Annotated in this window: 14 protein-coding genes; 12 read left to right on the top strand and 2 right to left on the bottom strand. The window is 36.8% G+C overall.

From position 1 onward, the window contains the following. The first annotated feature begins 13 nt into the window (after nt 1-13). From QCQ61_RS04830 to QCQ61_RS04805, 6 genes are read left to right on the top strand one after another with little or no spacing between them, the layout of a single operon-like run. A complete protein-coding gene (locus QCQ61_RS04830) occupies nt 14-1684 on the top strand; it encodes a DUF4381 domain-containing protein (protein WP_279449646.1) in 1671 nt (556 codons plus the stop codon). Beyond that, nucleotides 1674-2678: a vWA domain-containing protein gene (locus tag QCQ61_RS04825; protein ID WP_279450229.1), complete on the top strand. Its 1005-nt coding sequence runs from the start codon at nt 1674-1676 to the stop codon at nt 2676-2678. Before QCQ61_RS04830 ends, QCQ61_RS04825 begins: the two co-directional genes overlap by 11 nt. A gap of 2 nt (nt 2679-2680) precedes the next feature. Beyond that, nucleotides 2681-3721, top strand: coding sequence for a VWA domain-containing protein (locus QCQ61_RS04820; RefSeq protein WP_279449645.1), 1041 nt, complete (start codon nt 2681-2683; stop codon nt 3719-3721). 47 nt (nt 3722-3768) lie between these two features. Continuing rightward, nucleotides 3769-4605 (top strand): tetratricopeptide repeat protein, encoded by an 837-nt coding sequence (locus QCQ61_RS04815; RefSeq protein ID WP_279449644.1) that lies wholly within the window; start codon nt 3769-3771, stop codon nt 4603-4605. 3 nt (nt 4606-4608) lie between these two features. Beyond that, entirely contained in the window at nt 4609-6381 is a 1773-nt protein-coding gene (locus tag QCQ61_RS04810; RefSeq protein ID WP_279449643.1) for a BatD family protein, read from the top strand. Nucleotides 6382-6392: 11 nt separating this feature from the next. Beyond that, the gene (locus QCQ61_RS04805; protein ID WP_279449642.1) at nt 6393-7142 is read left to right on the top strand and encodes an SH3 domain-containing protein; all 750 of its coding nucleotides are present in this window, start codon (nt 6393-6395) and stop codon (nt 7140-7142) included. A gap of 5 nt (nt 7143-7147) precedes the next feature. Here QCQ61_RS04805 and QCQ61_RS04800 read toward each other — a convergent pair whose 3' ends face one another. Further along, the gene (locus QCQ61_RS04800) at nt 7148-7702 is read right to left on the bottom strand and encodes a CvpA family protein (protein WP_279449641.1); all 555 of its coding nucleotides are present in this window, start codon (nt 7700-7702) and stop codon (nt 7148-7150) included. A 208-nt stretch (nt 7703-7910) separates the two neighbouring features. Here QCQ61_RS04800 and QCQ61_RS04795 point away from each other — a divergent pair, with 208 nt between their 5' ends. The 5 genes from QCQ61_RS04795 to QCQ61_RS04775 are packed head-to-tail and all read left to right on the top strand — an operon-like array spanning nt 7911 to nt 10892. After that, complete coding sequence (locus QCQ61_RS04795; protein ID WP_279449640.1) at nt 7911-8267, top strand: hypothetical protein; 357 nt, start codon at nt 7911-7913, stop codon at nt 8265-8267. Between the two features lie 26 nt (nt 8268-8293). Next, on the top strand, nt 8294-9313 hold the full coding sequence (pheS, locus tag QCQ61_RS04790; protein ID WP_279449639.1) for a phenylalanine--tRNA ligase subunit alpha: 1020 nt from the start codon (nt 8294-8296) through the stop codon (nt 9311-9313). A 50-nt stretch (nt 9314-9363) separates the two neighbouring features. Then, nucleotides 9364-9528, top strand: a complete 165-nt coding sequence (locus QCQ61_RS04785; RefSeq protein ID WP_279449638.1) for a hypothetical protein — start codon at nt 9364-9366, stop codon at nt 9526-9528. Nucleotides 9529-9530: 2 nt separating this feature from the next. After that, complete coding sequence (locus tag QCQ61_RS04780; protein ID WP_279449637.1) at nt 9531-9926, top strand: hypothetical protein; 396 nt, start codon at nt 9531-9533, stop codon at nt 9924-9926. 9 nt (nt 9927-9935) lie between these two features. Continuing rightward, the gene (locus QCQ61_RS04775) at nt 9936-10892 is read left to right on the top strand and encodes an ABC transporter ATP-binding protein (RefSeq protein WP_279449636.1); all 957 of its coding nucleotides are present in this window, start codon (nt 9936-9938) and stop codon (nt 10890-10892) included. 129 nt (nt 10893-11021) lie between these two features. On the opposite strand, the gene QCQ61_RS04770 is transcribed toward QCQ61_RS04775, so the two are convergent. Continuing rightward, nucleotides 11022-12020, bottom strand: coding sequence for an NADP-dependent oxidoreductase (locus QCQ61_RS04770; RefSeq protein ID WP_279449635.1), 999 nt, complete (start codon nt 12018-12020; stop codon nt 11022-11024). 160 nt (nt 12021-12180) lie between these two features. On the opposite strand from QCQ61_RS04770, the gene QCQ61_RS04765 reads away from it, so the two are divergent. Beyond that, a complete protein-coding gene (locus QCQ61_RS04765; protein WP_279449634.1) occupies nt 12181-14403 on the top strand; it encodes an FUSC family protein in 2223 nt (740 codons plus the stop codon). Nucleotides 14404-14408 lie beyond the last annotated feature (5 nt).

Genomic DNA, 14408 nt, shown 5'->3' with positions numbered 1-14408 from the left:
CGTGAGATTTGAGATGTTAGACTTTAAACAAAATAAAAATTTAAAAAACCGAAATTTAAAATTTCAGCGCAATCGCTATTCTCTGTTTTCTATTCTCTTTTTTCTTTTTTCTTTCTTCGCAACAGCCCAAGTAACATCATCCGTTGATTCTACAAAAATTAAAATTGGGGAAGAAATTCTTTACACTATAAATGTTCAAATAGATTCCACTGATGTAGTTGTATTTCCCGAAGAGCAAACTTTTGCGCCTTTAGAAATGATTGAATCATATAAAACCGATACAACGTTTGAAGGCACCAAATATAGACTCATAAAAAAATACGGTTTAACGCAATTTGACAGTGGTAATTACACCATTCCGCCGCAACGCATTTTTATAAATAACAATCCATTTTTAACAGATTCCATAAAAGTTGAAGTGGCTGACGTTCCCGTTGATACCACCAAACAGAAAATGTTCGATATAAAACCTGCGGTTGAAGTAAAAGGCCCTCGGTTTGAATGGCTATTGTTGCTGTATTGGCTCGTTCCTATTGTTTTAATTATTGTAATTGCCATTTATTTATTTCAAAGGAAAAAACGAAAAGATGCTGCACAGAAGCAATTGCCGCCTTACGAAGAAGCAATTGTAGCCTTAAAAACGCTAGACAACAGTCAACTTTTAAAAGAAAATAAAAACAAGGAATATTACAGTAATCTCACCATAATCGTAAAGCGATATCTAGATCGAGAAGTGGACGAAGCGGCGCTGGAAAGTACGAGCGACGAACTTATTACCCGGCTAATGATGCATAAAGACGCGGGAAGTTTCGATTTCGATTTAGAAACCATCCGTAAATTAGATTCAATATTTAAGCGTGCCGATCTGGTCAAGTTTGCAAAGATGAATCAAGAATCTGGGCAAGCAGAAGTTGATAGAAAAACCATTGAAGAAATTATTAATGAAACACACGAAGCTGTTCCTGAGCCTACGGAAGAAGAGCTTTTAAAAAATCAAGAATACCTGGAAAAACTGCACAAAAAACGCCAACGCAGAAAATGGATCTTAGGAATTTCTGGAGTTGTTGCAGCAGTAATTTTGGCAGGTACAATTTACGGAGCAGTGACTGGTTTCGATAATTTAAAAGATAAAGTATTAGGAAACCAAATGCGCGAACTTGCCGAAGGCCGATGGGTAAAAAGCGAATATGGAAGTCCAGCCGTAATTTTAGAAACACCCGAAGTGCTAATTAGAGCCGAAGTACCCGTTACAAACGCTTCTAAAAGCACAGTAAGTGGAAGAGACATTTTCACTTTTGGCCAAATGAATTCGCCATTGTACATTATGGTTTCAACAATGCGTTTTAACCAAAAACAAGACATTGCTTTAGATTCGGCTTTAGATGCAGTATTGGACGATTTGGAACAAAGTGGCGCTAAAAATATGATTGTAAAACGCGACGATTTTGAAACCGAAAAAGGAATAAAAGGTTTGAAAGCTTATGGCGAATTCAACGTACAAGTTTCGGACAATAAAGTTTTAAAAGAAAAAAGCACCTATGAATTGTTGCTTTTTGCACAGCAAAACGGTTTGCAGGAGGTTTTGATAGTATATCAAAACGATGGCAAATACGCCGAAGAAATATTAAAAAGAATTGAAGCTTCCATAGAGCTTGAAATTTCAGCAAAAAATGATGGGCAGTAATTTCGAATTTGTAAATCCGCAGTTTTTCTGGTTGTTTCTTATACTTCCAGTGCTCGTGCTATGGTATTTATGGAAACGAAAGCAGCAAACTGCTTCATTAAAAATATCGAGTATTCAAGGATTTAAAACCGGTAAAAACTGGTTGGCACAATTAAAACCCATACTTTTTGCACTACGGCTTGTGGCACTTTCGGCATTAATTATTGCCATGGCGCGACCTCGAACTGTAGACGAATCTACAAAAACAAAAACCACTCGCGGAATAGACATTGTAATGTCTATGGACCTCTCGGCAAGTATGCTTGCACGCGATTTAAAACCCAACCGATTGGAGGCTTTAAAAACGGTAGCGGCGCGCTTTATAAACAGCCGCCCCAACGATCGGATTGGTTTGGTTGAATACGCCGGAGAAAGTTACACCCGTACCCCATTAACCAGCGATAAAACCATAGTTCTGTCTTCTTTAAAAAGCATGAGCTATAACACTACAATTGAAGGAGGAACGGCAATTGGCTCCGGTTTGGCAACGGCCGTAAACCGATTAAAAGATAGCCGCGCAAAAAGCAAAGTAATTATACTATTAACCGATGGCGTAAATAATTCTGGCTTTATAGATCCGCGAATTGCAAGCGAATTGGCTGTAGAATTTGGCATAAAAGTTTACACCATTGGTCTGGGAAGCAACGGAATGGCCATGTCGCCAATTGGTATCCGTCCCGACGGTGGATTTCAATACGGAAATGTGCAGGTTGAAATTGACGAAGCCTTGCTAAAAGAAATTGCCCAAAAAACGGGCGGTCAATATTTCCGCGCCACCAATAATACAAAACTGGAAGAGATTTACGAAGAAATAAACAAACTTGAAAAAACAGATATCGAAGAATTCAAATACACAAATTACGACGAAATGTTTCGCCCCTGGGTGATTTTTGGACTGATTTTAATTGGCTTTGAGTTTTTGTTGCGAATAACCATATTTAAAGGATTTTTATAAAAATGTATCAATTAGAACAACCCATATATTTTTACATTCTCTTCGCCATTCCGGTGATAGTGGTGGTTTTTCTATTGCTTTTAGTTTGGAAAAAATCGGTTCAGAAAAAATTTATCGACAAAGAATTACTGAAAAAATTAAGTCCGAATCGATCCATTTTTAAATCTGTTTTAAAGATTTTGGTACTCTGTTTGGCTATTGCCTGTATGAGTTTTGCATTGGTAAACCCAAAAATTGGAACCAAACTCGAAACCGTAAAACGCGAAGGTGTGGACATCGTTTTCGCTTTAGATGTTTCAAAAAGTATGCTTGTTGAGGATATTGCCCCCAACCGATTAGACAAATCAAAACAACTCATTACCCAGATAATAAATAATCTTTCTGGAGATCGCGTTGGTATTATTGGATATGCCGGTAGTGCATTTCCGCAGGTACCTATAACAACAGATTTTGCTGCCGCAAAACTATTTTTAAACGGCATGAATACCAATATGGTTTCATCGCAGGGAACAGCAATTACGGAGGCTATTGAAATGGCCCAGACTTTCTACGATGACGAAAGCCGAACAAACCGCGTTATGTTTTTAGTTTCAGACGGAGAAGATCACGGTGGCAACATTGCCAAAATTGCCGAAGAAGCCGCCGAAAAAGGAATTAGAATATATCCTATTGGTGTTGGAACTGTTGAAGGTGGGCCAATTCCCATTAAAAACAATGGAGTACTGCAATATTACCTTCGCGATAAAAATAACGAACAAGTTATTAGCAGATTAGGTGAAGAAACTCTTAAAGAGATTGCGAAAACCACTAATGGTGAGTATCTTGACGGCGATAATACAAAAGCCGTGGTAGATCGAGTAAAAGCCATTTTGGGCGGCATGGATAAAAAAGAATTTGAAGCAAAACAATTTACCGACTTTAAAGATCAATTTCAATGGTTTTTAGCCGGGGCATTATTTTTGCTAGTATTAGACGTGTTCTTTTTAGAACGACAAACTGCTTGGCTTAAAAAGTTGAATTTGTTTAATGAGAAGGAAAAATAATTAAGATGATGGTTGGAGATAATTCAGTTTTTCAAAATAAAATTAGGGTGCAAATTATATTTATTGTTTGTGCGGCTGCATTTTCTTTAAATTCATTTGCACAACAAACCCAAGCGCAGCAAAAAGAAATAAAGGCTGCGCAGCATTTTATGAGCGAAGCCCAACAAGCACTTCAGAAAGATAAATTTGCGATTGCCGAAGCAGATTACCGACAAGCCATTTCCTTAAATCCGAAAAATGAAACAGCAAAATACAATTTGGGAACGGCATATTACGGTAAAGAAAAAAATGCCGAGGCAATGCTCCGATTTAAACAAGCTGCAGCAACCGCAGATAGTAAGGCCGAAAAACACAAGGCTTTCCACAATTTAGGAAATACGTATATGAATGAAAAAAAATATACCGAAGCCGTGGAAAGTTATAAAAATGCACTTCGAAATAATCCCAATGACGATGAAACTCGTTATAATTTAGCGCTGGCAAAGGATATGCTGGAAAAAAACCCGCCGCCACCGCAAGATAAAAACGACGAAAACAAAGATAAAAACGAAGACAAAAAAGATCAGGAAAACAAGGATCAAGAAAATAAGGACAATAAAAATAACGAAGGCGACAAAGGCGACGAAAAAGAAGATAAAGATAAGGGCGACCAGCAAGAGGATAAAAAAGAAGGCGATAACGAAAAAGACCAAGGAAAGCCCGATAAATCAAAAGACGAAGAAGGCGACAAACCGCAACAACAGCAGCCTGTTCCCGGGCAACTTTCGCCTCAACAAGTAAAAAGTCTGTTGGAAGCAATGAACAACGAAGAGAAAAAAACACAGGAAAAAATAAATGCTGAAAAGCAAAAAGGCACAAAAGTGCAATCTGATAAAGATTGGTAGATTATGAAGACGATGAAATTTTTATTCCTTTTAGGGTTTGTGTTGTGTGGCATGGCCGTCACGGCACAAGTTCAGTTTGATGCCAAAGTGAGCAAAAAGAGACTCGGAATTAACGAACGTTTACGCGTAGATTTTGAAATGAACCAAGACGGCGATAATTTTAGACCGCCAAATTTTAACGGGTTTCGCGTGGTGGGCGGACCAAATCAATCTATTAGCAATTCGTGGATAAATGGTAAACGAAGTTTTTCAAAAACCTATTCTTATTTTTTATCCCCGCAAACTCGTGGAAATATAACCATTGGCCAAGCCACTATTGAAATTGAAGGCGAAACCTATAAAACACTACCCGTTGAAGTTGAAGTTACTGCTGCCGTTGCCGTTCCAAAAGATGGAAATAACGCCGAATATGTAGCCAGTGAAAATGTACATTTGGTGGCAGAAGTGTCTAACGCCAATCCTTTTTTAAATGAAGCCATTACAGTTACTTACAAATTATATGTTTCGCACGATGTAAGTATTACAAGTCAATGGCGTGAAATAGACACCCCAAAATACGCCGATTTTTGGAGCCAAAATATAGACAATCAAAACAATTATAAAGTTTCTGAAGGCAAATACAACGGCGAAGATTACCGCTATGTAATTTTAAGAACCACAGTTCTGTATCCTCAAAAAACTGGCGAGCTAGAAATTGAACCGCTTACGCTAGATGTTCCCATAGACGTTCAAGGCAATCGTCGCGATATTTTTGGCCGTAGATTGATGGAGCGCGTTAATAAAACAATTTCTGCAGGAAAACGTACCATAAATGTAAAACCACTTCCGTTAGATGGTAAACCCGATGGTTTTAACGGGGCGGTTGGCGATTTTTCTTTTAACGTAAATACAAATAAAACTTCGCTAAACGCAAACGAATCGCTACAACTAGATATAAAGGTTTCGGGAAAAGGAAATTTAAAATTATTTACCATTCCTTCAATAAAGCTTCCAAATACGTTAGAGGTTTACGAACCAGAACACAACGAAAACGTAAGTACCACCGCTGGAGGTATGCAAGGTTCTATCACCGATTCGTACACTATAGTTCCACAATTTAAGGGTACCTACCCTATAAATCCGATTACTTTTTCATATTTTAATCCAAAGACCGAAAAATACCAAACCATTACTTCAAAAGAATTTACCATTGAAGTGGAAAACGGGCCATTATCTGCCTCCGCGCCACAGGTTACCACCAATGACGGTAACAAACAAATTGTACTTTCAAAAGATAATTTTAAATACATAAAATTAGAAGCCAATTTAAAATCTATTACTCAACAAAGTTTCTTTAAATCGGCATTGTTTTGGTCTCTTTTGGGCGGACCGTTTTTATTAATTCCATTATTTATTATCGCAGGAAAAAAACGCAGACAACGTTTAAATGATGTTGAAGGAAATAAATTAAGACGTGCAAACAAACTGGCAAAGAAATATCTTTCAGAAGCCAAACGCAATATGCAAAACCCAGTTGCTTTTTACGAAGCCTTAGAACGTGCGCTACATAATTATTTAAAAGCAAAATTGAATATTGAAACATCAGAAATGGAAAAGAGCCTGATTTCAAATATGTTATTGGAACGTCAGGTTGAAACACCCGTAGTTGACGATTTTATCAGTTTATTAAAAAGTTGCGAATTTGCACGATACGCCTCTACTTCTAAAGCTACAGTGCAACAAGATTACTCAAAAGCGGTAGAAGTAATTTCAAATATTGATAAGCAAATACAGTAAAAATGAAGAAGATGAAAAAGCTGCTGTACCTATTAATTTTACTCGTTTCTTTCTCGAGTATTGCTCAAAACGAAAATCTTTTCGACCAAGGAAAACATCTATATAAAAATGGAAAATACCAACAAGCCATAAACGCATGGATGCAGATTTTGGACAAAGGCCAACATTCTGCGGAGCTGTATTTCAATATAGGAAATGCCCAGTACAAACTTAACCAAATTGGTCCGAGTGTGTATTATTATGAAAAAGCACTTCAACTTGCTCCCAATGATTCCGACATAAAAAATAATCTCGCCTTTGCCGAAAACGCGCGAATTGATTCAATAGAACCTTTGCCCCAAACCGTTTTTTCGAAATGGTATTCAAGTATTGCAGGAATTTTTACATTTAATGGGTGGGCAATCCTGGCAGTAGTTTTTTCAATCCTTTTTGTGGCTCTGTTTCTTTTTTACTATTTCGCTTATATCGAAAAAAGAAAGCGTTTGCTATTTGCCAGTTCCATGGTTGCGGGAATATTTTTGGTTGCTTCGTTAACGATGGCATTTTTTACCTATGCCGATTTCACCAATAAACAACCCGCCATAATTTTTGCAAGTGAAATTGAAGTAAAAACCGAACCATCTATGGGGAGCAGCGCAGCATTTACCCTTCACGAAGGCACAAAGGTTCAAATTGCTGCCCAGGATGGCAATTGGTATCGCATTACACTCGCCGACGGCAAAGACGGCTGGATTCCTGCCACAGATTTAAAACAGTTGTAAAGCGATTACTCAATACTATCTTTAACCGTTTCATTTTCTAGTGGCGTGTTTATTTCTGGAAGTTCAATATTTAAATCATCCACTTCTTTCATTATTGCAGGAAGAATAGCCGGTGCCATGGCAGCAACGGGAGTGTATAAAATAGAATCGTCTCGTTGCTCGGGCGAAAGAATTCGGTAATCTTCAGATGCATTTACAAACATAAAAACCACGCTTACCAAAAAGGCATATTTTAGCGCATTAAAAACTCCGCCAAAAAGTTTGTTTACAATACCCATCATTGCAAAATCAGCCATCTTTGTTAATAGTCTTCCAAGCAGGGCAAAGAGGAACATAATTAAAAAAAACGTGATTAAAAAAGAGGCTATACTGGTTAAATCTTCACTCCAGTTAAACCATTTTTCAATATAAACACGTACGTAATCTGAAAAAAACATGGCACTATAAACCCCTGCCACCAGACCAATTAACGAAGCTAACGATCTTAAAATTCCCTTTCTAAAGCCTAAGAAAAAGGCAATTATTAAAATAATTCCAAGAACGATGTCGATAGTATTCATGTTTTTAAATTTTTGATAAATATACCATTTTCAAAATTCTGAATTAAAAATTGGCGATTTTAAAACAAAACCTTCTAAATTGATTATAAAATCATTTTGCTATCATAATCATTTAAAACAACCTTCGTTTTTGCTATTTCTTTAAATTTTGATATTTGCTATTTGAAATTTTAAACCAGTATCTTTGCAAATTAATTTTTGTATTAAAATGGCACGAGACGAACAATTAAAAATGCAGTGGGAAGCAGTGGTAAAGCTACTTAGCAACCGCTTTGCCGATGGAGATACTCTAGATTTGGACGCTATAATTTATTTGGTTGGTTTGCAGGAATTGGGGCAAGTTCACCGAAAGTTTAAAAAAGACGAAAAATTAAACTTAATGCACATAGCCATCTGCCGCCTTCTTGAACCGTATGGCTATTACAAGTTTGATTATTTTGACGATGAAGGCTGGCCGCATTACATTGTTTTAGAACAATTACCACCATTAAAAGCTGGCGAACAAAGCGTTTTAATGAAAGAGGCTATTGTACAGTATTTTGTTGAAAAGAATGTAATTAACTAAAATATTTTTCCTTAGAAAATTTAGTAATGATAAACACACTAAAAAAACACATAGCCGAAGTACAGGATTTCTCTTCCACCAATAAAGAAGAAATAGAAAACTTCCGCATAAAATATTTGGGCAAAAAAGGAATTTTAAACAACTTTTTCGCCGAGTTTAAAAATGTGCCCAATGCCCAGAAAAAAGAATTTGGGCAAGTTATAAACACGCTTAAAAATGCAGCCCAAAACAAAGTAGATTCGCTAAGGGAAGCTCTCGAAAACAGCACAGAAGTTAAAGGCATTTACGGCGATCTTTCCCGACCGGGTGAAGTTATTCCGTTAGGTGCACGTCATCCTATCTCTATTGTTAAAAACAAAATAATAGATATTTTTTTACGCATTGGTTTTAATGTTTCTGAAGGTCCCGAAATAGAGGACGACTGGCATAACTTCACTGCTTTAAATTTACCGGAATATCACCCCGCCCGCGATATGCAGGACACGTTTTTTGTGCAAACCAATCCGGATGTTTTGCTGCGCACCCATACTTCGTCTGTTCAAGTGCGATATATGGAAAACAACAAACCGCCAATTCGCACAATATCGCCCGGTCGTGTTTACCGAAATGAAGCTATCTCGGCACGTTCGCACTGCTTTTTTCATCAAGTGGAAGGTTTGTACGTTGATAAAGGTGTAAGCTTCGCAGACCTTAAGCAAACGCTGCAATATTTCACTACTGAAATGTTCGGAAAATCTAAAATCCGTCTTCGTCCCTCCTACTTTCCCTTTACTGAGCCCAGCGCCGAAGTTGATGTTTATTGGGGTTTGGAAACCGAAACAGATTATAAAATTACAAAAGGAACCGGCTGGTTAGAAATTGGTGGCTGTGGAATGGTAGATCCCAACGTTCTTAAAAATTGCGGCATTGACCCCGAAGTGTACTCCGGATTTGCTTTTGGCGTAGGCATAGACCGAATTGCAATGTTGTTGCACCAAATTCCAGATATTAGAATGTTCAGCGAAAACGACGTTCGCTTTTTAGACCAATTTAAAAGTGTGCTTTAACTAACATTTTTACACATTATAAATTTCGCAAGTATTTAAACCCTCAGTTTATGAAAAAATATTTTATCATCGCGCTCCTTGTAATTGTTGGTTTAACCGTTGCATATTTAACTTTTGTAATTGCGGCAATTAAAATTATAATCGGTTCCATTTTATTGGGAGTTGCAGCAATTGCCCTTTTAGCAGTTTGGATTATGTGGAAAATTGACGATTAGCTATGCAAAAAGATATTGTAATTCCGCAAGCTGAAAACATTTATATCGTTGCCATAAACGAATGGGATGAATCTATTTTGGCAGCGCTGTGGAACGTATATTTTATAAACAATCGCGAAGAAAAGGTTGACACCGTTCTGGTACTTTCTCGGGGAAATAACGCAGATAAAAAAACAACCACCTTACGCCGCAACTTAGGCAATGTAGCTCCAAAATCCGCGATTAAAATAGAATTTATCTCAGATGAAGTATTAGCATTCACCAATGAATATTTGGTAACCTTCTTTGCTGAAAATTTACTCTTAGAACGAAAATTCACCTTTGCTCCCAATAGTATTGCTGAAGAAAAGACGGTTCAACTGCCAGTAGTTAATAGCAAGGGAATTATAGCAAAATAAACCTGGGCGATGTTAAAAGTTGAAATAGATTCCTTTTCCTATTCCGAAAGAACAATATTAACAAACATATATTTCACGTTAAAACCCGGTGAGCACCTCAGCATACTCGGAGAAAGCGGCTGCGGAAAATCTACCGTTTTGCATCTTATTTACGGATTGCTTCATTTAGAATTCGGAAGTATTTTTTACAATGGGAAAAAATTACTCGGACCAACAAAAACGCTTATTCCGGGTGAAACGTTTATGAAACTTGTAGCGCAGGAATTTAATATTATGCCTTTTACCACGGTAGCCGAAAATTTAGCATCGCATCTTTCTGGCCTAAATCAGGAAAAAGATACACAGCGAATAAACACTCTGCTTGAAGTGGTAGAAATGGAAGCCTTTAAAAATACTTTGGTTAAAAATCTTAGTGGCGGTCAAAAACAACGGGTGGCCTTGGCAAAAGCATTGGCAAACAAACCCGAAATTCTTTTACTGGACGAGCCTTTCAGCAATATTGATACTTTTAGAAAGAATAAACTTCAGCGAAAAATTTATAATTACTTAAAAGAAAAGCAGATTAGTTGCATTACCGCAACCCACGAAAGTGATGAAGCTTTGGCATATTCTGATCAAATTTTAATGTTGAAAGATGGTTCCAATGAAATGCTCGGCACCCCTGAATTTATCTATAATAATGTTAAAACCGAATATCAAGCGGGATTTTTTGGCGAGGCGAATATTCTTCCAAAAAAATTATTCTGTAAAACTAAAACTGATGAAACAATAGTTGTCTTTCCACATCAATTAAATATTTCTGACAAAAAAACCAAGCTTGAAGTATCAATTATACAAAGCTACTTTAAAGGTGACCATTATCTTATTGAAAGCCATTGGAACGCGCAGACAATCTTTTTTAATCATCGCGATTCGCTCGCAACAAATAACGTTTATTTTCTTTCGTTTTTTAATAAAAAAAATTAGCGATAAAAGTGTGAATTTTGGACGTAACCAATTTTTACGTTTTTACTCTTAAATCGCGGGTATGATATAAACATGAAACGAATTAGACCTTTTACACCGTTAATGTAGTTTATATACGTACATTATATTTTACACTACAACAATCATTTTTCCCTTGTTTTTACCATCAAATAAATCTATAAAAGCCTGTGGAATATTTTCAAAACCCTCAACAACGGTTTCCAAATAGGTGAGTTTATCTTCCTCCATCCATTTTGCAAGTTGTTTTTGGGCAGGACCAAAATCTTTTACAAAATCGCGTACAATAAAACCCTGCATTAAAATACTGTTTTTAATAAGTAGCGGTTCAACTCGGGGTCCAGTTGGTGTTTCAGTTTTATTGTAAAGTGAGATGGCACCGCAATTAATAACTCTTCCGTACCTATTCATATTTACAAGTGCGGCATCTAAAATTTCACCACCAACATTGTCAAAATAAACATCAACGCCATTGGGGCAGGCAGCCGCAACCGCCTTATTAATATTTGTTGTAGTCTTGTAATTAATGGCAGCATCAAACCCAAATTTCTCTTGAATTCTATCAATTTTTTCTTCGCTTCCAGCTATGCCCACAACACGGCAGCCTTTTATTTTTCCTATTTGTCCCACCACACTTCCTACAGCACCGGCAGCTCCAGATACTAGCAGTGTTTCACCTTTTTGAAGTTTTCCTATTTTTTCCAATCCTAAATAGGCCGTTAAACCAGTTAATCCCAATACGCCCAAATAGGTTTTTAGGGGAGCGTGTTTTCGGTCAACTTTATTAAGTCCATTTCCGTTTGAAGTTTGAAATTTTTTCCACTGAAGCATTCCATTGACGAATTCGCCTTTCGTAAAATTTTTGTTGTTAGATTCCAGAACTTCAGCAATAATGCCAGACTCTAACGGTTTACCAAGCTCGAACGGCGGAATGTACGATTTTTGATCGCGCATCCGACCCCGCAAATACGGATCTACAGAAACGTACTTTGCTTGTAATAATAGCTCCCCATCCTTTGGTTTTGGCACTTCTTCTTCAGATATTTCAAAATTATTTAGAGTAGGCTTTCCGCTTGGTCGTTCTTTCAGTGATATAGTTTTATTTTTCATAGTAAGGCAATTTGTGATTTGCTTAAATTTAATACTTTAAAACACAAACAACCACTCCAAACTTTTATTTAATAAAACAATAACAAATTTTCTTTTTTGAAAAGATTAACGAACTTGCATTATGTAGTGAATATCTTTGCTGCTAGCCAATTTAACCCGTTTGAAAAATTCTGAAAACATCGTTAAGGAATCGCTCAAAGATCTTTCGGAATACTTTAGTAGTACCGATTTTTCGAGAGCTATTTTACTAGGAATTGCACTTACTGTGCCTATACTTCTTGGCATTAAATTTAACGTTCTTTCCATAGGAATTACAATTACTATTGGCGCAATGCTCGCTTCGCCCAGTGATATTAGCGGCAGTATCAGACACAAAATAACTGGTCTTTTATTGGCTACTTTGCTCGCAATGCTTGTTAGTTTTATAGGAGGCTATTTACATCTTTCGTTGTGGTTTCTATTTCCAATTTTGGGAATATTAATGTTCTTCATTTCATATATTTCAATCTATGGGTTTCGGGCATCGCTTATTAGCTTCTCAGGTCTTTTGGCTCTGGTGCTAAGTTTTTCGAACGTTTCAGTAGATATGCAACCTTATGAAAGATCGCTTTTAATTGGTATTGGCGGACTATGGTACGTTGGGCTTTCCTTGCTCAGACAATATATTTTTCCGAAAGCTGCTACAGAATATTATCTTTCAAAAACACTTCGGCTTACCGCAGATTATTTACATACCCGTGGCGAATTGGTTGTAGAAAATAATGACAGGTCTGAGTTGCTAAAACAACTTTTAAATACTCAAACAGAGCTTACCTCCATTCACGAAACCCTACGCGATATATTAATTTCGAGCAGAGCGGGATCGGGAAAATCTGATTACGAAGGCAAAAGAATGCTCATTTTTGTACAATTGGTAGATATGCTTGAGCTAGCTATGGCCAATCCGGTAAATTATTCAAAAACCGATGCGCTCTTTAAAAAGAAACCGCAACAATTAGCAGATTTCCAAGGTTTGTTATTTGCAATGAGCGATAGGTTACGGGTAATTTCTAATTTTCTTTCGAAACCGAAACGACTTCGAAAAAACCACAGTATCGAATCATTTTTACAAAGAGTAAAAGACGATGTTTTTGCTTCAGAAGATGGATATACTGATGATTTATTAATGCTCCGAAACCTTTATAAATATCAAAAAGAGCAAGTAAAAAAAATAGAAAAGATAGAATGGTTGCTCGGCAATCCGGATCGCCAACAAATTCCATTTATAAAAAGTGAAAACGCAAAGAGGTTTTTAACCAAACAAAATTACGATTTTGAAATTTTGGTCGAAAATTTTAATCTACGGTCTACCATTTTTAAACATTCACTTCGGCTCGCTACTATGACAATGATTGGGTATGCCGTGGGAATTGTTTTTGCGGTTCAAAATCCGTATTGGATATTACTAACCTTAATCGTTATCATGCGGCCTACGTTTGGGCTAACAAAAACGCGTTCAAAGGAAAGAACTATTGGTACGTTAATTGGCGGAGCCTTGGCGGTAGCAATTGTTTTAATCACCAAAAATACCACCGTTTATGGCATTTTAGCCATAACCTCGTTAGTTATTGCCTTTTCAATGGTACAACGCAATTACAAAGCTTCAGCCACCTTTATTACCTTAAGTGTGGTTTTTATTTATGCATTGCTTAGCCCAGATGTTTTTAATGTTATCCAGTTTCGCGTAACAGACACAATAATCGGAGCCGGCTTGGCAACCCTCGGTAATTTGCTGCTTTGGCCCGCGTGGGAAATACACAGTCTGCAAAATACCTTAGTAGAAACCGTAAAAGCTAATCGTATTTATTTACAGGAAATTATAGCTTTTTATAATAATAAAGGAGATGTATCTGATGATTATAAAGTAGCACGAAAAAAAGCATTCTTAGAAATGTCAGACTTAAGTTCGGCATTTCAACGTATGACCCAGGAGCCAAAATCCCGACGAAAAAATATTGATAAAATATACGAAATTGCCATGCTTAATCACACTTTTTTAGCGTCATTAGCCTCTTTGAGTACCTATATTATAAACAACCCAACTACTCCAGCCTCGGAGAATTTTAATACCATCGCTTCAAGAATAGTTCAAAATCTATTGTTGGCAGAATCAATTTTGGAGAGTAAAACCGTATCTGAAACTTTGGAAGACTCCCACAATCTTGAGGATTTATTTGAAGCAACTTTCGGTAATAACCTAAAACCTACAGAAGTAGAAAAGATACAAAAATCTGCTGCCTTTGTCTCAAAATTGGAAGAAGCCCATCTGGTTAGAGAACAATTAAAATGGCTACTTACAATGAGCGAAAAAATACCAAAGGTTTTAAAGGCTACTACATTTTAAAGAGC

Source organism: Aequorivita marisscotiae (assembly GCF_029814825.1).
Taxonomy (GTDB): Bacteria; Bacteroidota; Bacteroidia; order Flavobacteriales; family Flavobacteriaceae; genus Aequorivita; species Aequorivita marisscotiae.
This window is presented reverse-complemented; position numbering and strand designations above follow the sequence as displayed.

What these genes read in the sequence shown, in the direction of transcription:
- QCQ61_RS04830 (WP_279449646.1), top strand. Translation starts at nt 14, where the DNA reads ATGTTAGACTTTAAACAAAATAAAAATTTAAAAAACCGAAATTTAAAA.
- QCQ61_RS04825 (WP_279450229.1), top strand. Translation starts at nt 1,674, where the DNA reads ATGGGCAGTAATTTCGAATTTGTAAATCCGCAGTTTTTCTGGTTGTTT.
- QCQ61_RS04820 (WP_279449645.1), top strand. Translation starts at nt 2,681, where the DNA reads ATGTATCAATTAGAACAACCCATATATTTTTACATTCTCTTCGCCATT.
- QCQ61_RS04810 (WP_279449643.1), top strand. Translation starts at nt 4,609, where the DNA reads ATGAAGACGATGAAATTTTTATTCCTTTTAGGGTTTGTGTTGTGTGGC.
- QCQ61_RS04805 (WP_279449642.1), top strand. Translation starts at nt 6,393, where the DNA reads ATGAAAAAGCTGCTGTACCTATTAATTTTACTCGTTTCTTTCTCGAGT.
- QCQ61_RS04800 (WP_279449641.1), bottom strand. Translation starts at nt 7,702, where the DNA reads ATGAATACTATCGACATCGTTCTTGGAATTATTTTAATAATTGCCTTT.
- QCQ61_RS04795 (WP_279449640.1), top strand. Translation starts at nt 7,911, where the DNA reads ATGGCACGAGACGAACAATTAAAAATGCAGTGGGAAGCAGTGGTAAAG.
- pheS (WP_279449639.1), top strand. Translation starts at nt 8,294, where the DNA reads ATGATAAACACACTAAAAAAACACATAGCCGAAGTACAGGATTTCTCT.
- QCQ61_RS04785 (WP_279449638.1), top strand. Translation starts at nt 9,364, where the DNA reads ATGAAAAAATATTTTATCATCGCGCTCCTTGTAATTGTTGGTTTAACC.
- QCQ61_RS04780 (WP_279449637.1), top strand. Translation starts at nt 9,531, where the DNA reads ATGCAAAAAGATATTGTAATTCCGCAAGCTGAAAACATTTATATCGTT.
- QCQ61_RS04775 (WP_279449636.1), top strand. Translation starts at nt 9,936, where the DNA reads ATGTTAAAAGTTGAAATAGATTCCTTTTCCTATTCCGAAAGAACAATA.
- QCQ61_RS04770 (WP_279449635.1), bottom strand. Translation starts at nt 12,020, where the DNA reads ATGAAAAATAAAACTATATCACTGAAAGAACGACCAAGCGGAAAGCCT.